At 68.2% G+C, this 16,813-nt stretch carries 13 protein-coding genes; 7 read left to right on the forward strand and 6 right to left on the reverse strand.

What is annotated here, in order from left to right; translation table 11 throughout:
• Window positions 1–295 (reverse strand): PQQ-binding-like beta-propeller repeat protein (locus HR086_RS13900; protein WP_254626324.1); only part of this gene is annotated, 295 nt, incomplete at its 3' end.
• Window positions 296–396: 101 nt separating this feature from the next.
• Between HR086_RS13900 and add the strand changes: the two genes are divergently transcribed.
• The 4 genes from add to HR086_RS13920 all read left to right on the forward strand — a co-directional run bounded on the left by add (window position 397) and on the right by HR086_RS13920 (window position 4,739).
• The gene (gene add, locus HR086_RS13905; protein ID WP_141642267.1) at window positions 397–1,560 is read left to right on the forward strand and encodes an adenosine deaminase; all 1,164 of its coding nucleotides are present in this window, start codon (window positions 397–399) and stop codon (window positions 1,558–1,560) included.
• Window positions 1,561–1,664: 104 nt separating this feature from the next.
• A complete protein-coding gene (locus HR086_RS13910; RefSeq protein WP_141642268.1) occupies window positions 1,665–2,444 on the forward strand; it encodes an SDR family NAD(P)-dependent oxidoreductase in 780 nt (259 codons plus the stop codon).
• A gap of 278 nt (window positions 2,445–2,722) precedes the next feature.
• Window positions 2,723–4,147 carry an RtcB family protein gene (locus tag HR086_RS13915; RefSeq protein ID WP_174456540.1) on the forward strand — a complete coding sequence of 475 codons (1,425 nt, stop codon included), beginning with the start codon at window positions 2,723–2,725 and terminating at the stop codon, window positions 4,145–4,147.
• A gap of 124 nt (window positions 4,148–4,271) precedes the next feature.
• Window positions 4,272–4,739 carry a hypothetical protein gene (locus HR086_RS13920; protein ID WP_174462836.1) on the forward strand — a complete coding sequence of 156 codons (468 nt, stop codon included), beginning with the start codon at window positions 4,272–4,274 and terminating at the stop codon, window positions 4,737–4,739.
• On the opposite strand, the gene HR086_RS13925 is transcribed toward HR086_RS13920, so the two are convergent.
• Together HR086_RS13925 and glgC are read right to left on the reverse strand one after the other, a co-directional pair.
• Entirely contained in the window at window positions 4,732–5,265 is a 534-nt protein-coding gene (locus HR086_RS13925) for a GNAT family N-acetyltransferase (protein WP_141642271.1), read from the reverse strand. The two genes, HR086_RS13920 and HR086_RS13925, sit on opposite strands and share 8 nt — an antisense overlap.
• Window positions 5,266–5,272: 7 nt before the next feature.
• Window positions 5,273–6,502, reverse strand: coding sequence for a glucose-1-phosphate adenylyltransferase (glgC, locus tag HR086_RS13930; protein WP_174462835.1), 1,230 nt, complete (start codon window positions 6,500–6,502; stop codon window positions 5,273–5,275).
• Between the two features lie 227 nt (window positions 6,503–6,729).
• Here glgC and HR086_RS13935 point away from each other — a divergent pair, with 227 nt between their 5' ends.
• The 3 genes from HR086_RS13935 to HR086_RS13945 all read left to right on the forward strand — a co-directional run bounded on the left by HR086_RS13935 (window position 6,730) and on the right by HR086_RS13945 (window position 9,707).
• Complete coding sequence (locus tag HR086_RS13935) at window positions 6,730–7,608, forward strand: GGDEF domain-containing protein (RefSeq protein WP_141642273.1); 879 nt, start codon at window positions 6,730–6,732, stop codon at window positions 7,606–7,608.
• Between the two features lie 2 nt (window positions 7,609–7,610).
• On the forward strand, window positions 7,611–7,769 hold the full coding sequence (locus HR086_RS13940) for a hypothetical protein (RefSeq protein ID WP_174462834.1): 159 nt from the start codon (window positions 7,611–7,613) through the stop codon (window positions 7,767–7,769).
• 351 nt (window positions 7,770–8,120) lie between these two features.
• Window positions 8,121–9,707: an MFS transporter gene (locus tag HR086_RS13945; protein WP_217441794.1), complete on the forward strand. Its 1,587-nt coding sequence runs from the start codon at window positions 8,121–8,123 to the stop codon at window positions 9,705–9,707.
• A 48-nt stretch (window positions 9,708–9,755) separates the two neighbouring features.
• Here the strand turns inward: HR086_RS13945 and HR086_RS13950 are convergent, their stop codons facing one another.
• The 3 genes from HR086_RS13950 to HR086_RS13960 are packed head-to-tail and all read right to left on the reverse strand — an operon-like array spanning window position 9,756 to window position 16,812.
• Window positions 9,756–10,784: an NAD-dependent epimerase/dehydratase family protein gene (locus tag HR086_RS13950; RefSeq protein ID WP_174465873.1), complete on the reverse strand. Its 1,029-nt coding sequence runs from the start codon at window positions 10,782–10,784 to the stop codon at window positions 9,756–9,758.
• Entirely contained in the window at window positions 10,781–15,193 is a 4,413-nt protein-coding gene (locus HR086_RS13955; protein ID WP_141642275.1) for an AMP-binding protein, read from the reverse strand. Before HR086_RS13955 ends, HR086_RS13950 begins: the two co-directional genes overlap by 4 nt.
• Window positions 15,194–15,201: 8 nt before the next feature.
• Window positions 15,202–16,812, reverse strand: a complete 1,611-nt coding sequence (locus HR086_RS13960; protein ID WP_141642276.1) for a lactate racemase domain-containing protein — start codon at window positions 16,810–16,812, stop codon at window positions 15,202–15,204.
• Between the last annotated feature and the right edge of the window lies 1 nt (window position 16,813).

A 16,813-nucleotide genomic window follows, 5' to 3' on the forward strand; every position in this document is an offset into this window, starting at 1 on the left:
GGACCGGGGGCTCGCCGGTGAGGCGCCAGCGCTCCGCCCCGTCCGCGAGCGCCAGACGCACCAGGTCTCCAGCGACCGTTCCGACGATGACGCTGTCTCCGGCCACGACGGGCCGCGTCGCCACTTCCCGCCCGAGCGCCACCCTCCAGACCAGCGCCCCCGTCCTGTCCAACCGCACCACGGCGCCGGCCTCGTTCCCGGTGAGGACCCCGTCCGGAAGGGGCGTCAGCCCGGCGCGGGAGGATGCATCCGTCGAGTACCGGAAGACCGTTTCCGCGGGCTCCCGGCACCCCATGGCCGTCACCAGTGTCAGGGTGAGGGCGAGGGCGAGGTGCCTGCATGGACACGCGCGGGGCGACATGGTTTGGAGGATGGCGTAAGGAAGGAAATTCGACCATGCCTACGATTCGTGACGACGAGATTCCCAGCGCCACCGGCATCCCTTCTGGAGCCCGGCGGACGGACTTCGTCCCGCCCCCCACGCTGGCGGTGACCGAAGAGCTGCTGCACGCTTTGCCGAAGACGGACCTGCACTGCCACCTGGATGGCTCGATGCGGGTGAAGACCATTCTCGAGCTCGCCGAGCAGCAGAAGGTCAAGCTGCCCTCGGACACCGTGGACGGACTGGCCAAGGCCATCCACATGGGTGAGGTCTGCGAGAGCCTGGAGGAGTACCTCGTCGCGTTCGACGTGACGCTCTCCGTGCTCCAGACGGCGGATGCCCTCTACCGCGCGGCCTATGAGCTGGCCGTGGACGCGGCGGCGGAGAACGTGCGGTGGCTGGAGGTGCGCTATTCGCCCGCGCTGCACCTGCAGAAGGGCCTGAAGATGACCACCGTCATCGACTCGGTGCTCGAGGGCCTGAGGGTGGCCAAGCGCGAGACGGGCATCAAGTGCGGCGTCATCGTCTGCGGCATCCGCCACATCAATCCGCAGACGTCCATGCGGCTGGCGGAGCTGTCGGTGGCCTACAAGAACCGGGGCGTCATCGGCTTCGACCTCGCGGGCGCCGAGGCCAGCTTCCCGGCCAAGGACCACAAGGACGCCTTCCAGCTCATCCTGAAGAACAACGTCAACTGCACCGCCCACGCTGGCGAGGCGTACGGCCCCGAGTCCATCTCCCAGGCCATCCACAACCTGGGCTCGCACCGCATCGGCCACGGCACGCGGCTGCGCGAGGACGGGGACCTGCTCAACTACGTCAACGACCACCGGATTCCGCTGGAGGTCTGTCCGACGTCCAACGTGCAGACGGGCGCGGTGTCGAGCCTCGCCGCGCACCCGTTGAAGTTCTACTTCGACTACGGCCTGCGGGTGACCATCAACACCGACAACCGCCTCATCACCGACACCACGGTGACGAAGGAATTGTGGGTGGCGCACAAGGAACTCGGGCTGTCGCTCGATGACCTGGCCACCATCATCGTCTCCGGCTTCAAGAGCGCCTTCCTCCCGTTCCGCGAGAAGCAGGACATGCTGCGGCTGGTGAACGAGGAAATCGCCACCACGCTGGCCGCCTTCGACAAGAAGCGGCATGTGCCCGTGAAGCAGCCCGCGTGATGGCGTAGCCTCCGCTGCGTGCGCGGCGTCATCGGTCGCGCGCCGGTGTCCATACCGGAGGCTCTCGCGAGCCTCCGGTGCCGTGGACCGCGAAGGAGGCGCACATGGACCTGGAGCTGGGTGGCAAGGTGGTGTTGGTGACGGGCGGCTCGGACGGGCTGGGGGCGGCGGTGGCCCGACGGCTCGTTCGGGAAGGGGCACGAGTGGCCTTGTGTGCCCGGGGCGCGGAGCGGCTGGAGGCCACGGCCACGGCCCTGCGCGCGGAGGGTGGTGATGTCCTCGCGGTGCAGGCGGACGTGTCCAAGGCGTGGGAGGTCGAGCACTTCGTGGACGCGGCCCATGCGCGGTGGGGGCGGGTGGACGCGCTGGTGAACAACGCCGGCACTGCCTCGGCCCGTCCGTTCTCCTCGGTGACGGACGCGGAGTGGGAAACGGACCTCCAGCTCAAGTTGTTCGCGGCGGTGCGGGCGTCGCGGCACGTGCTGCCTCACCTGAGCGAGTCCGGGGGAGGGTCCATCGTCAACGTGCTTTCGATTGGCGCGAAGTCTCCGGGGGCGCAGTCCACGCCGTCCTCGGTTTCGCGCGCGGCGGGCATGGCGCTCACGAAGGCGCTGTCGAAGGAGCTGGGGGCGAAGAACATCCGCGTGAACGCGGTACTCGTGGGCATCATCGAGAGTGGCCAGTGGGTGCGCCGGGCGCAGGAGCTGGGCAAGTCGGTGGAGTCGTTCCAGGCGGAGATGGCGCGCAACGCGGGCATTCCCCTGGGGCGGGTGGGCCGCGCGGAGGAGTTCGCGGACGTCGTCGCCTTCCTGCTGTCGCCTCGGGGCGGCTACATCAGTGGCGCGGCCATCAACGTCGACGGTGGCCTGTCCGGGGCGGTGTAGTCCCGACGGAGTGACGGCGACGTGCTGCTCGCGGCCGCATGGCTCTTCGTCGAGCGGGCAAAGCCGTCCTGTGTATAGAGCCGTGACCTTGGACGAGGTGTGGCCGCTCCGGTGGACTGTTTCGTCAGTCCCCGGGGCGCCCTGCGTCCCTGCGCGGTGAGGATGGCTTTCGAGCCGTCCGGCGACCGCGGCTGCTGACCCAAGGTCCACCATCTCTCTTCGCCACGTCTCCCCGAGCCGCTCGCACGCGAGCACCGGGGCATTCCCTGAGTTGGGTCATGCAGCCGAAACTGAATCGGCTCCTGCGGGCGCTTGCCCGCGAGGGGCTCGAGGTGACCTATGACGGTCACCTCTACACCGTGCGCCTCCACGGTGACGCGAACGCGCCACCCGCCGAGGTGCTTCTTCCCCCGGACCTGCCCGTCGAGGGCAAGGCCTTCCAACAACTCGCACAGCTCGCGGCCCTGAAGCACCCGGGCGGTGGCGAGGTGCTGCGCGTGCGCGCCACTCCTGATTTCCACCCGGGCGACTCCGGTGTGGCCATCGGCTCGGTGCTGCACACGCGGGGTCTCGTCGTCCCGGGCGCCGTGGGCACCGACATCAACTGCGGCATGCGCTTGCACGTCGCGGACCTCTCCGTGGAGGACTTCCTGGCTCGACGCGACGACTTCGTCGAGCGCATGAAGGGCCACTACTTCTTCGGCACGAGGGACGTGGCGATGTCCTCGCGTGCGTCCACGGCCCTGCTGCGCGACGGCATCCCAGGCTGGCTCCTGGAGACGCTGGACGCACCGCTGGGCTGCGCGCGAACGGCGGACCTGGGGCAGCTCGACGCGGAGGTGGGCCGCATCCACCTGGGCGGCGCGCTGCGAGGAAACCCGAGCTGGGCACCGGACGCACTCACCCGTGAGGGCGTGGTGCGCGACGCGGGCCTGGGCACCATTGGCGGAGGCAACCACTTCGTCGAGGTGCAGCGCGTGGAGGCCGTCGAGGACCGGGCCCGAGCCTGGGAGTGGGGCGTGCGAGAGGGGCAGCTCGCGTTCATGATTCACACTGGCAGCCGCGACGTGGGCAAACACGTCGGGGTCGCCTGGCGTGAGCGCACCCGCAAGGCGTGGCCACAAGGGGCTCCCTTCCCGGAGAGCGGCATCCTCCCCCTGGCCGACGAGGCGCTCGTCTCCGGCTACCTGGAGGCGGAGGCCACGGCCGCCAACTACGCCTTCCTCAACCGCCTGCTGCTCGCGGAGCTTCTGCGACAGACGCTGCGCGAGCTGTTCGGAGATGTGGAGGCACCGCTCGTCTACGACGTACCGCACAACCTCACCCTCCCGTACGAGGGGGGCTGGTTGGCGCGCAAGGGGGCCTGCCCCGCGGGCGCCGAGCAGCCCGTCATCATTCCTGGCTCCATGGGCGCCACGTCCTTCCTCATGGTGGGGTGTGGCGATGCGCGGGCGCTGGAGTCCGCGTCGCATGGGGCCGGGCGGGCGCGCTCGCGCTTCTCCCTGTCTCGCGGTGGGGCGGACCAGAGCGAGGCGGCGCTGGGGCTCAAGGGCGTGGATTGCATCACCCTGCGCTCGGAGCGGCGGGTGGAGGAGGCTCCGGCCGCCTACAAGCCCATCCGTCCGGTGGTGGACTCGCAGGTGAAGGCGGGCATCGTCCGCGAGGTGGCGCGGCTGGCGCCCCTGCTCACCTTCAAGGCATGAGCATGACGACTGGGGGACGGTGCGGCGCCATTTCGCTTGGTGCCCGCACCGCCTCCTGGTTGGAATGCGCGCCGTCCCGGGCCGTGGGCCCGCGCACCCTTCACGTGTCATGGGAGCTGGAAACATGGAGAACGTATACGGAGCCCCCGCGGGAGACGGCTTCCCTGGCACGAACCCGAAAGAGGCCGTGTCCCTGCCGGCCATCCTCCTGATGGTCACCTCCGCGGTGACGTTCCTGTGGGCGCTCACGAACCTCGCGACGCCCGTGGGCCCGGAGCAGCTGGAGCAGCTCTACAACGACCCGAACCTGGCGCCGTACCGGGACATGCTGGAGCAGAACAAGGAAACCATCGACTGGCTCGTCTCCGTGGGAGGGCGGCTGGTGATGTTCGGCCCGGTGCTGCTCCTCAATGCGCTCACCTTCTTCGGCGCGCTGAAGATGCGGCAGCTCCAGAGCCGTGGACTGGCCATGGCGGGTGCCATCGCGTCGCTCGTGCCATGCTGTGGCACCTGTGGCTGTCTGGCCCTGCCCATCAGCATCTGGGCGTTGGTGGTGCTCGCCAAGCCCGAGGTCAAGGCCGCCTTCAGGTAGACGTCATCGCCCCGGCGCTCGGCTCGCGCCGCGAGGAGAGCATGGGCCTGCGCTTCTGCATCCGCACGCAGGCCAGCTGCACCCGTTGCGTCAACGGCCGTTTGGCCGGGTGCAGCGACACGTAGCCGCGGTGCCGGTAGAAGTCCTCCGCGTTGAGGCTGGCATCCAGGCCCAGCAGCGGCGTGCCGCCACCCCAGGCCACCGACTCCAGCGCGGCGAGCAGACGGGAGCCGACGCCGTGGCCCACCTCGTCCGGCACCACGTAGAGGGCCTCCAGCTCTCCGGCGCGGGAATCGAGCTGGCCAAAGCCCACCAGCCGGCGGCCTCGCTCCGCCACCAGCACCGTGCGAGGCCGGTCCGGCCGGAGGTAACCCTCTGGCCGCAGCAGACTCACCCAGGTGTTCAGCTCATCGGGGGCATAGACACCCTGGCACAGCGTCTCCACCGCCTCGGTGTGGACACGCCACAGCGCGCGACGGTCCGAGTCGCGCGCTGGCCGCAGGTGAAGGCCCCCCGATGAGCCCATGGTCGCCTCACACCACTTTCATGCCCTTGGGAATCACGACGACGCCATCCGGTGTGACGTGGAAGCGCCGCTTGTCCTCTACCGGGTCGTAGCCAATGGTCGTCCCCGGCGGAATCTCCACGTTCTTGTCGATGATGGCCTTCCGGATGCGGCTGCGGCGGCCGATGGTGACGTTCTCGAAGAGGATGGACGCCTCCACTTCCGAGTACGAGTTGACGCGCACCTTCGGGGACAGCACGGAGCGATTCACGTGCCCGCCGGAGATGATGCAGCCCTCGGCCACCAGCGAGTCCGTGGCGTGGCCGACCCGCTGGTTGTCCTTGTCCGCGAAGACGAACTTGGCCGGCGGGTAGTTGTTGGACTGCGTGTGGATGGGCCAGCGGTCGTTGTACAGGTTGAAGACGGGGTCCACCTCCACCAGCTCCATGTTGGACTGGTAGTACACGTCGATGTTCCCGACGTCCCGCCAGTAGCCGCGCTCCTTGCCCTCCTGCCCGGCAATCTCGTTCTGCGCGAAGTCGTACACGTACACCGGCGCCGTCTTGTACATCTGGCTGATGATGGACTTGCCGAAGTCGTGAGCGCTGGTCTCGTTGGCCGCGTCGCGCACCACCTCCTGCACCAGCACCTCGGTGGTGAAGAGGTAGTTGCCCATGGAGGCCAGGCACATCTTCGGGTTGCCCGGCATGGGCGGCGGGTCCTTGGGCTTCTCCAGGAACGCGCGCATGCGCCCGTCCGGGCCCACGTCGATGATGCCGAACTCGCGCCCCTGCTCAATCGGGACGGGGATGGCCGCCACGGTGCACGCGGCCCGCTTGGACACGTGGAAGTCGAGCATCTGCCGCGTGTCCATCCGGTACACGTGGTCCGCGCCGAAGACGAAGATGAAGTCCGGCTCCTCGTCGGTGATGATGTTGAGGTTCTGGTAGATGGCGTCGGCGCTGCCTTTGTACCAGTCCACGCCGGTGCGCATCTGCGCGGGCACCGCCTCCACGTAGTGACCCAGGAAGGCGGACATCCGCCAGGCACGGGACAGGTGGTTGTTGAGCGAATCGCTCTTGTATTGGGTGAGCACCTTGACCCGGTAGACACCCGAGTTGGTGAAGTTGGAGAGGGCGAAATCGATGATGCGGTAGCGTCCCCCGAAGGGGACGGCGGGCTTGGCCCGCTCACGGGTGAGGGGCTCCAGGCGCGTACCCGCGCCGCCCGCCAGAATCATCGCCAGGACTTTGGACATAGTTGGGCCGGACGTTAGTCCGCCCCCCTCGGGCGACAAGGCCGCCGAGGCCTGCTCGGTTGCCTTCGTTGAGTGCCCAACCGCCCGCCCACGTCCTCCTCACCGGGCCGGACTCCCCAGATGTGGGACATCGTCGCCGTCGGGGCCTTCCTGGGAGCGCCGGGAAGCACGGTTCCCGCAGGGGTTACTTGGCTTCCGAAAAGGGGGTCGTGCTAGCCTCGGCGGCGATGTCAGGCGACGAAACGCGCGTCACCAAGATTTCCTCCCTGGATCTGCGCTCTGAGCGCAGCACCGAGTGCTGCCTCGTCCAGATTCACGGCCCGGAGCTCGGCAAGAAGTACCTTGTCGACTCCGAGCTGACCATTGGCAGGGACCAGCACAACCACATCGTGGTGGACCTGGACAACGTCTCCCGTCGGCACGCCCGCGTGCTGGGGCGGGGCGGGAAGATGCTGGTGGAGGATTTGGGTTCCACCAACGGCACCTACCTGAACGACCAGGAAGTGCTCCAGGCCCAGCCGCTTCGCAGCGGCGACCTCATCAAGGTAGGGGGCTCCATCTTCAAGTTCCTCGATGGCGACAACATCGAGACCCAGTACCACGAGACCATCTACACGCTGACCATCGCCGACGGCCTCACCGGCGTGAACAACAAGCGCTTCTTCCTGGAGTACCTCGAGCGGGAGATGGGCCGCTCCAGCAGGTACCAGCGCACGTTGTCGCTGATGATGTTCGACATCGACCACTTCAAGCAGATCAACGACGTCCACGGGCACCTGGCCGGGGACTACGTGCTGCGGGAGTTGGCTCAGTCCGTCAAGCGGCTGGTGCGCCGTGAGCAGTGCTTCGCGCGCTACGGCGGCGAGGAGTTCGCCGTGGTCATGCCCGAGGACGGGCCGGACAAGGCGCTCCTGTTCGCGGAGAAGATTCGCAAGCTCATCGCGGAGAAGTCCTTCGTCTACGACGAGAAGGAGATTCCGGTGACCATCTCCATCGGCGTGGCGGAGATGGCGGTGGACATGACGGAGCCCACCCACTTCATCAAGGTGGCGGACGCCAACCTGTACAAGGCCAAGAAGACGGGCCGCAACCGGGTGGTGGGCTAGTCATGGCGCAGGGCGAACAGGGGCCTTCCAAGCTGGCGCGGCTGGTGCTCGTGCTGCTCGGGCTGAGCTTCCTGGGCGCCGCGTGGGTGTGGAGTCACCGCTCGGAGCCCTGGGCGGGGAAGATGGTGGACCGCGCCCGCGCGTCGGTGGGTCGGCGCTAGGTCCACCTCGAGCGGGCGACGCGGCTTCGGTTGCTCCGGATTTCCTGCTGACTGCTCGGAGCCCCGGCCGCTGTGCGAGGCTTGGAGTGTGCCCTGGCTCGCCGTCACGGCGTGCTCGGGCCCGTCCAGGTGTCAGGCGCGCTAGAGAGCGCTGAGGTCGAGACGGCACTCCAGTGGACGTGACGTGCAGTGGCCGGTGCGTCACGCAGGCGTGCGCCTTGTGCGCGGCGACGACGCTCCAGGCAGACAGCCCCCTGTGCCTGGCAGGCCCCCCTGATGTCATGGACGCACGTGCATGGCGTCTGGGCTCCACGGGTTGGAATCGACGATGGGGAAGCGTGAGTCCCCTGGATGGAAGCACTGAAAGTGGGAGAGGGTGACGTGATGATGAAGTCCCAGGATGCGGTGGGCGGAGCGCCTCCCCTGGCGGGACGCAAGGAGTGGATTGGCCTGGTGGTGCTCGCGCTCCCCACGCTGCTCATCTCCGTGGATGTCAGCGTGCTCTATCTGGCGTTGCCGCACCTGAGCGCGGAGCTGGGGGCGAGCAGCGTGCAGCAGCTGTGGATCATGGACATCTACGGCTTCATGCTCTCCGGCCTGCTCGTGACGATGGGCACGCTGGGAGACCGCATCGGCCGGCGCAAGCTGCTGCTGATAGGAGCCTCGGCCTTCTGTCTCGCGTCGGTGGCGGCGGCGTACTCCCGCACTCCGGAGATGCTCATCGCCTCGCGTGCCGCGCTGGGCATGGCTGGCGCGACGCTGATGCCCTCCACGCTGGCGCTCATCAGCAACATGTTCCAGGTGCCACGGCAGCGCTCGCTGGCCATCGCCGTGTGGCTCAACTGCTTCCTCCTGGGCATGGTCGTCGCGCCGCTGCTCGGTGGGCTGCTGTTGCAACACTTCTGGTGGGGCGCCGCGTTCCTGATGGGCGTCCCGGTGATGGGGGTGTTGCTGGTGGCGGCGCCGCTGTTGCTCCCCGAGTACAAGGACCCCGCGGGAGGCCGCGTGGAGCTGACCAGCGTGGTGTTGTCGCTGGCCGCGATTCTCCCCACCGTCTATGGCCTCAAGCAGCTGGCCCGATATGGCTGGCATCCGCTGCCCGCCGCGGTGCTGCTGGGAGGACTCGCCCTGGGCGTGGTGTTCGTCCGGCGTCAGGGGCGGCTGGCCCATCCCCTGTTGGACCCCCGGCTGTTCGCGAACCGTGCGTTCAGCGCGACGCTGGTCATCATGCTGTTCATGGCCATCTGCTCGGGCGGGATGGCCTTGCTCGTCCCCATGTACTTCCAGTTGGTGGCGGGGCTGTCTCCCCTGGACGCCGGGCTGCGGATGGTGCCGCAGATGGTGGGGATGATGGCGAGCTCGCTCTTGGGGCCCTTCATCATCCGGCGGATGCGCCCGGGCTTCATCATGGCCGCGGGGCTGATGTTGTCGAGCCTGGGCTATGCGGTGATGACCCAGGCGGACAGCGTGGGTGGAGGCATGTTGCTGGTGGTCGGCACCGTCGTGGCGGCCATCGGCTTCGCGCCCATGGCCGTTCTGGGCACGGACCTGGTGGTGGGCTCGGCGCCCCCGGAGAAGGCAGGCTCCGCGGCCTCGGCCTCGGAGACCGCCAATGAGCTGGGCTTCGCCCTGGGCGTCGCGCTGATGGGCAGCCTGGGCACCTTCATCTACCGGAAGCGGATGGACACGGTGGTGATGCCCGACATCCCGATGGAGGTCGCCGACCGAGTCCGAGAGAGCCTCATCGGCACGGCGGCCGTGGTGCCCTCGCTCCCACCGTTGCTCCAGGCTTCCCTGCTGGGGGCCGCGCGGGAGTCCTTCACCGTGGGACTCAACACCGCCGCGGCGATTGGCGCGGGGGTCTTCCTCGCGCTCTCGGTGCTCGCGGCCGTGACGTTGCGGAACGTCCGTCCGGGGCACCACACCGGAGATGGGTGAAGCGCCGCCCTTCGTGTGGGGCGGCGCTCCTCACCGTGCGCGAAACGCTCAGGTGCCTTCGCGCAGGTCGCCGAGCCGGCCCTTGGTGCCGGGCAGGCTCCCGGGCGGCAGCTTCCCGTAGATGTGCTTCACGGTGTCGACCAGCGTCTCCTGCACGTCGCGCGCGCGGAAGCCCAGCTCGGCCTCCGCCTTGCCGGCGTCCAGCCAGAAGTAGTGCTCGCCAATCTCCACTTCCTGCGGGTCCAACGGCGCGGGCGTGCCGCGCAGCTTCGCCCAGCGCTCCAGCAACTGGCCACCCAGGATGTTCACCTGCGCGGGCAGCCGCAGCCGGGGCGCGGGCACGCCGGTGAGGCGCTCCAGCCGCTGGAAGAACTCCCGGGTCGTCATGTTCACGCCCATCAGGTGGCGGCTGTACAGCTCGCCCCGGGTGAGCGCCTGGTGGAACGCCTCCGCGGCGTCGCGCACGTCCACGAAGGAGATGCCGCCACCCGGCATCGCCGGAATCTCCCGGTTGAGGAACTTCACCACCGTCCACGTCGAAGACAGCCGGTCATCCCCCGGCCCCATCAACAGGCTGGGGTTGAGCACCACGAGCGGAATGGCGTGCTTGCGGCAGTACTCCAGCGCCAGCTTCTCCTCGTAGATTTTGGAGATGTAGTACGGCCACCGCGCTACCACGGTAATCGGATAGTCAGCGGACTCGTCGAAGACCGCCTCTTCCTTCGATACCGCCGTGGTGCCGGACGTGGACGCGAGGACGACGCGCTTCACGCCCGCCTCGCGCACGTCGCGCAAGAGCTCTCGCGTGCTGTCCACGTGCAGCTCGAACATCTTCCGAGCGTCCTTCGGCTGGAAGGAGACGAGCCCGGCGAGGTGATAGACGCCCTCCACGCCGTCCAGCGCGCGGCGCACCGCGTCCCGGTCCTTCAAGTCACCCGCGACGTACTCCGTGCCCGCATACGCCGGCCCCGTCGGACGCGAGCGCCCGATGAGGCGCACCGTGTGGCCCGCCGCCACCAGCTTGGGCACCAGATGCGTGCCCAGGAATCCCGTGCCTCCAGTGACGAGCAGCTTCACGAGTTCTTCCCTCCCGAGGGGAGCGCGGGCAGGACATCCACGTCCGTCGAGGGCGGTCCGCCCAGGTTGAGGACGCGTCCGTCACGCAGCTCGCGCACCGCGTCCTCGGCGATGCGGGTGGCGTAGCGGTAGCTCTCCGAGCGCGCCATGCCCTGCGTGCGAGCACGCAGCGCCTCGTGTCCCAGCGCGGGGCCGATGCTCACCTTGAGGTCCTTGGACTTGGGGAAGACGCTCCCCTTGGGCAGCGCGTCGAAGGCTCCGTGGATGTAGAGCGGCAGCACGTCCACCCGGTACGTCAACGCCAGATAGCCCAGCGTGGACTTGAACTCTTGCAGCTCTCCGGTGGGTGAGCGGGTGCCCTCCGGGAAGATGAGGACGTTGAAGCCCTGACGCAGCGCCTCGCCCGCCTGGCGCAGCGACTGGCGCAGCGAGCCGTGCCGTTCGATGGGGACCAGGTTGGTGAAGTTCTCGAACCACGCGCGCTTGAGCGGCGTGTCGAAGAAGTAGTCGCGCGCGGCCAGCGAGACGAGCCGGTCTCCCTGCTCCGCCAGCACCACGCGCACCAGCCCCGCGTCCAGGTGGCTGGCGTGGTTGGCGATGACCAGGAAGTTGCGGTTCATCGGGATGAAGGGACGGCCCGTCACCTTCACGTCGAAGACGCCGCCGTAGAGGACCTTCTGCCCGAAGGACAGCAGCTGCCGGCCCACGTCCGCGACGACGTCCGGCACCGGAATCTCCACCTCTTCCGCCTTCGCGTTCTCCTTGGAGATCTCCTTCGCCCGGGTCTCCGCGGACGGCCTGCGACCCGACGCCACCACCACCTTGCGCAGGTCCTCCACGGTCTGCACCTGCGTCAAATCCTCAATCGCCGGCAGCGGCACACCCGCGCCTTCCAGCGCGGAGGACAGCTCCGTGAGCATCAGCGAGTCGAAGCCCAAATCCCCCGTGAGGTGCGTCTCCGGACGCACGTCCGCGAGTGGCTTGTGACAGACCTCGGCGATGAGCGGGTAGAGCCACTCGGACGCGCCGCCGGTGCCCGCCACCGTGGCGGCGACCTTCTCACGCGCCTTGGTGGCGCTGGCCGCCACGCGCTCCAGCCGCTGCAGCTCCTCCACCACCTGCTTGCGCTTCACCTTGCGCGTGGAGGTGCGCGGCAGCTCGCCATCCCAGAAGCGCAGCACCTTCATGCGCCGGTAGAAGGGCATGCCCGCGCCCACCTTGCGGAAGTGCTCCTCCAGGTCGCGGCGCACCTCCTCGCGGGGGCGGTCGCCGTAGTCCGGCACGCACAGACACGCCACCTTCTCGCCACCCGCGTCGTCCGGCAGACCGACGATGGACAGCTCCTTGACGTGCGGGTGCTCCTGGTACAGCTCCTCCAACTCGTCCGGGTAGATGTTCTTCCCGTTGTGGTCGATGATGACGTCCTTGGCTCGACCCACCAGGTACAGCCGACCCTCCGCGTCCACGCGGCCCAGGTCGCCGGTGTGCAGCCAGCCTTCCTTCAGCACCGCCTCCGTCGCCTCGCGGTCTCCGAAGTAGCCCGCCATGACGTTGGGGCCCTTGGCCAGCACCTCGCCAATGCCGTCGTTGTCCGGATGGAGGATGCGCACTTCGATGCCCGTGAGCGGCTTGCCCACCGAGCCAGGCGTGCGCTTGTTGCCGGGCGACGCGACGGCGAGCACCGGCGCGGCCTCCGTCAGGCCGTAGCCCTCCGTGATGTTGAAGCCCAGCTCGTGGAAGGCCTTGTGCACTTCCTCGGGCAGCGCCGAACCACCGGACACCAGCACCTTGATGCGCCCGCCGAACTTGCGGTGCACGGGCCAGAACAGCAGCTTGCCCAGGTTGACGTTGGCGCGGTTCCGCAGCTCGCCGTGCGTGGCCATCATCGCCTTGATGGCCTGCTCTACCAGCGGCGGACGGCTGGCGAACTCCTGCGTCATCTTCCGGTGCAGCAACTGCCACAGCGCCGGCACGCCAATCATCGCGGTGATGCGGCCCGTCTCGAAGACCTCGCCCAGCCGGTCCGACGTCAGCTCGTCGATGTACGTGATTTCAGCGCCCCGTGAGAACGGGGTGAGGAAACCCGCGGAGAACTCGAACGTGTGGTGCAGGGGCAGCACGGACAACACGCCGTCACCCACGCCCACGTTGAACACGCCGGCCAGCTTCGCCACCAGCGAGGAGAAGTTGCGGTGGGTGAGCATCACGCCCTTGGGCGTGCCCGTCGTGCCCGACGTGAAGATGAGGCTCGCCAGGTCATCCGCCGACGCGGACTTGCGCACCGGCCCGATGCGGTCCTCCGGGTACGCCGGGTCGCCCGTCATCGCCTCCGCGAGGCTGGCGATGATGACGTTGTCACCCAGCGCGCCGAGCAGGCCGGAGAAGTCCCGCGTCGCGTCCTCGGACATCAGGCAGACCTTCGCCTCCGCCCGCTTCGCGATGTTGATGACCTCCGCCTCGCTCAACCCCGGGTCCACCGGCACCATCGTCGCGCCCGCGCGCAGGATGCCGAAGAAACACGTGCCCCACTCGGGCCGGTTCTCCGACACCAGCAGCACCCGGTCTCCAGGCTTCACGCCCGAGCGCACCAGGAAGCTGCCCACGCGCGCCGCGTAGCGGTGCACCTCGCCGAAGGTGAAGCGCTCCTCCTTCTCGCCCGCCACCATCCGGAAGGCCACCCGGTGCCGGTACGCATGCACCGTCGCCTCGAACAGCTCCAGCAAGTCCCTGTGCGCGGGGATGACGGTGCGCTTCTCGCGCTCCTCCTCCAGGCCGGGGAACACCCACTTCTCCAGGCCCGGCAGGTGCGTCTCCATGAAGTACGCGCGCCAGTCGATGTGCTCCGGGTCCCACGGAATCTTCAGCCGGTCCGAGTGCACCATGCGCGTGTAGACCGAGCGCGTGTTGTCACAGCGGAAGACGTACCGGTTCTCGTAGAGGAAGGGGAGGAACAGGTCCGTCATCGCGATGAGGCCCGCGTTGCTCGTCTCCACTTCCTCGAGCGAGACCTTGGCCTTGTCCAGCATCGCCTGCACGGCGGGCGCGCCCCACGCGGGCCGCACCTCGTCGATGGCCTTCCTCAGGAATTTGGCGCCCCGGACGAGCATGGGCGCGCTCATCCACTCGAACTCGAGCTTGCTGACCGGCTGCGGCTCCAGCCGCGAGCGCAGCGAGTTGAGCACCTTGTTGCCCGACTCCTTGTTCCGGTAGTAGCGCCGCCGGTACAGGCCCACCAGCTCCACGGAGCGGCTGGCGTAGAACGGATTCACGTCGCCCGAGGCGAGCTGGTAGACGCGCCGCTCCTCCACGTCGATGGACTGCGCGGTGATGCCAATCGTCGCGCCCGCCACCTGGTCCACCGGGATGATGTCCAGGATGGTGTTCTCGCCCGCGGGGATGCCACCCGGGCCCTTGATGCCGGCGAAGGCCAGCGGGGCGGACGTGGTGAAGCCCTCATTCCAACCCGGGAACGGGAAGTGCCGCGCGCTCTCCACAATCGAGGGCCGCACAATCGCGTAGCGCAGCCCCGGCGTACCGGCGATGACCTGCTCGCCCAGGGACTTCGTGTACGTGTACGTGTTGGGCCAGCCCCAGTGCGCCGCGCGCTCCATGCCCGCGCGCACCAATTCGCCGCTCAGCCACAGCTTGCGCTCACGGCCGACCGCGAGCCGCAGCGTCTTCTCGTCGTTGACGTCGCGGCCTTCCTCGGCCAGCCGGTCCAACGCCTTCTTGCGGAAGGTGGACGTCAGCGCCCGGTCATCGGCCTGCTCGCGCAGCCGCGCCACGATGCGCTCCGCGTCCTTCAGCTCCTGCTCCAGGCTGAAGTCGCGCCCGTCCAGCTCCTCCTTCTTCGGGAAGTAGCCTCGGACCTCCTCGTCCTCGAACACGAGCCCGCTGCGGTTGCCCGCGACGAAGGACGTGGACATGTGGATGAGGGGCACCGCCCAGCGCAGCGCCAGCTCCACCGCGTACTTCACGCCGTGGGTGTTGACGTTGAGGCCCACCTCCAGCGACGGGTTGAAGGACACTAGGCCCGCGCAGTTGACGAAGGCGTGCACCTTGCCCGTCAGCTCCGCCACCTGGGCTTCTTCCAGGCCCACCCACGGGTCGGTGATGTCGCCGTCGAGGACGTGGCACTTCTTGCGCAGGAACTCGAGCGCGCCTTCTTCCCCATACGTGTCGCGCAGGGGCTGGAAGGGCTCGCTGGTGGCGACCTTGTCGAAGAAGCGACGCTCGGCGGAGGCCGCGCTGCCCTTGCGGACGAGCACGTACACCCGCTCCAGCTCCTGCCCGTAGCGGTGCAGCAGCATGGACAGCGTCACCTTGCCCACGAAGCCCGTGGCGCCCGCGAACAAGAGGCGCTTGCCGGTGAAGACCTGGGAGACGTTCAGCTCGGGTTGCGGTGACATGTCCGGCCTCACTTCACGTCCACCATCACCGTGGGGGCAATGCGCAACAGGCTGATGGTGGCCGAGCGGCCCATGAAGCCGCGCGCTTCCTCGATGGCCTCGGTGAGCGTGTCGGTGCGGTCCCACCCGAGCAGCGCGGGGACGTGGTTGTTCTCCGCGCCCGCGACGATGACCTTGCCCACGTGCTGGCGACCGTTCTCGCCCCAGTACCACATGTAGAAGGGGTGAACGCCGTGGTACGCGTTGTTCTTGCGGTACAGGTGCACGTAGCTGGGGTTCTCCGCGAACTCCTTCTCGTACTTGTGCTCCAGCTTCATGGAGTCACGCGTCTCGGGAAGCAGCCGGTGGAAGAACTCGATGTAGCTGGGGTGGTGCTCCGGGTCGAACTCGTCGTAGGCCGGGTGCAGCAGGATGAGCACGCCGCCCTTCTTCACCAGCGGCACGCCGCGGTTCAGGTTGAAGAAGTAGCCCAGCCCCATCACCTGCACGAGCAGCGGGTTGAGGATGGAGTTGACGCTGTACGGAGACACGAAGGGGATGGGGAAGATGACGATGTCGCTCTGCCCCTCCACCGGCACCACGTACTGCTTCCAGCTGGTCTCCAGCGTCTTGGCGTGCGCGGGCTCGGTGGCCCCGGCGAACACGCCCGTGACGTCGTAGGGCGCGGGGACGGCGTTGAGAATCTTGCGCGCCGCCGCGCGCGGCAGCTTGGACAACGCGTAGCGCATGGCCTGGAACTTCAGCCGGTCGCCCTCGGTGTAGTCCTCCTCGCGCTTGGCGAGGAAGTCCGTGGGCGCGCCGAACATGCGGTTGTTCAGCGTGGTCTCGATGTGGAAGACCTTCAGGTGCTTGTCGATGTTGCGGCCGATGCGCTCGTTGCTGCGGTACAGCGCGCTCGCCTTCGGCTCCATGTAGCTGTCCGACTCGCGGATGGTCTTCGGATTGTGGTGGTGGCGCAGCGACGCGTAGTTGGACACGCCGGTGCCCATGGACTTGTGCCCGCCATTCATGGGCACGAAGTTCACATTCACATAGACGATGAGGTCGCTCTCCGCGACGCGGCGGTTGACGGAGACTTCCTCGCCGTGGGACGTGCGCTCCAGCGCGACGATGCCATCCGGGTCTTCCGCGTCGTGGTTGTAGTAGCGGTCCGGGTAGTAGGCGTCGTAGATCTTCTCGCCCACCATCCGCTTCATCTCCGCTTCCGTCATGCGACGGTGCAGCGCGTTGGCGATGACCAGGTGCACGTCATCCACGCCGCTGTCGGCGGCCAGCTCCAGCACCACCTCCAGGATGGACTGGCGCACGTCCGGCGTCACCATGGGCGGCAGGGGCACGCTGATGTCGTCGATGACGCACGTCAGTCGCATGCCCGGCTTGAGCAGCGCGTGCAGCGGGTCCATCCCGTCCGGGTGGTTGATGGCCCAGCGGATGGCGGCCTTGACGTTGGGCACGCCGGCCATGGGGGGGCGGGGGAAGATGACCCGGGTACCCACGGGCAGGTCTTCCTGGAGGAAGCCCTCACCGTAGAAGAGGGCGCGCGGAGGGCTGCCCTTCTCGGTGATGACGACCTGGCTTTCCTCGTCGTACAGCTTCTGGAGCGTCTTGAACGGGCGCATG

The sequence above is a fragment of the Myxococcus sp. CA039A genome, from assembly GCF_013336645.1.
In the GTDB taxonomy this organism is placed as follows: domain Bacteria; phylum Myxococcota; class Myxococcia; order Myxococcales; family Myxococcaceae; genus Myxococcus; species Myxococcus llanfairpwllgwyngyllgogerychwyrndrobwllllantysiliogogogochensis.

Excerpts from the sequence above, each read along its gene's own strand:
- HR086_RS13940 (WP_174462834.1), top strand. The coding sequence starts at position 7,611 with ATGGCGCAGGGCGAACAGGGGCCTTCCAAGCTGGCGCGGCTGGTGCTC.
- HR086_RS13925 (WP_141642271.1), bottom strand. The coding sequence starts at position 5,265 with ATGGGCTCATCGGGGGGCCTTCACCTGCGGCCAGCGCGCGACTCGGAC.
- HR086_RS13910 (WP_141642268.1), top strand. The coding sequence starts at position 1,665 with ATGGACCTGGAGCTGGGTGGCAAGGTGGTGTTGGTGACGGGCGGCTCG.
- HR086_RS13920 (WP_174462836.1), top strand. The coding sequence starts at position 4,272 with ATGGAGAACGTATACGGAGCCCCCGCGGGAGACGGCTTCCCTGGCACG.
- HR086_RS13915 (WP_174456540.1), top strand. The coding sequence starts at position 2,723 with ATGCAGCCGAAACTGAATCGGCTCCTGCGGGCGCTTGCCCGCGAGGGG.
- add (WP_141642267.1), top strand. The coding sequence starts at position 397 with ATGCCTACGATTCGTGACGACGAGATTCCCAGCGCCACCGGCATCCCT.
- glgC (WP_174462835.1), bottom strand. The coding sequence starts at position 6,502 with ATGTCCAAAGTCCTGGCGATGATTCTGGCGGGCGGCGCGGGTACGCGC.
- HR086_RS13960 (WP_141642276.1), bottom strand. The coding sequence starts at position 16,812 with ATGCGCCCGTTCAAGACGCTCCAGAAGCTGTACGACGAGGAAAGCCAG.
- HR086_RS13955 (WP_141642275.1), bottom strand. The coding sequence starts at position 15,193 with ATGTCACCGCAACCCGAGCTGAACGTCTCCCAGGTCTTCACCGGCAAG.
- HR086_RS13935 (WP_141642273.1), top strand. The coding sequence starts at position 6,730 with ATGTCAGGCGACGAAACGCGCGTCACCAAGATTTCCTCCCTGGATCTG.
- HR086_RS13945 (WP_217441794.1), top strand. The coding sequence starts at position 8,121 with ATGGAAGCACTGAAAGTGGGAGAGGGTGACGTGATGATGAAGTCCCAG.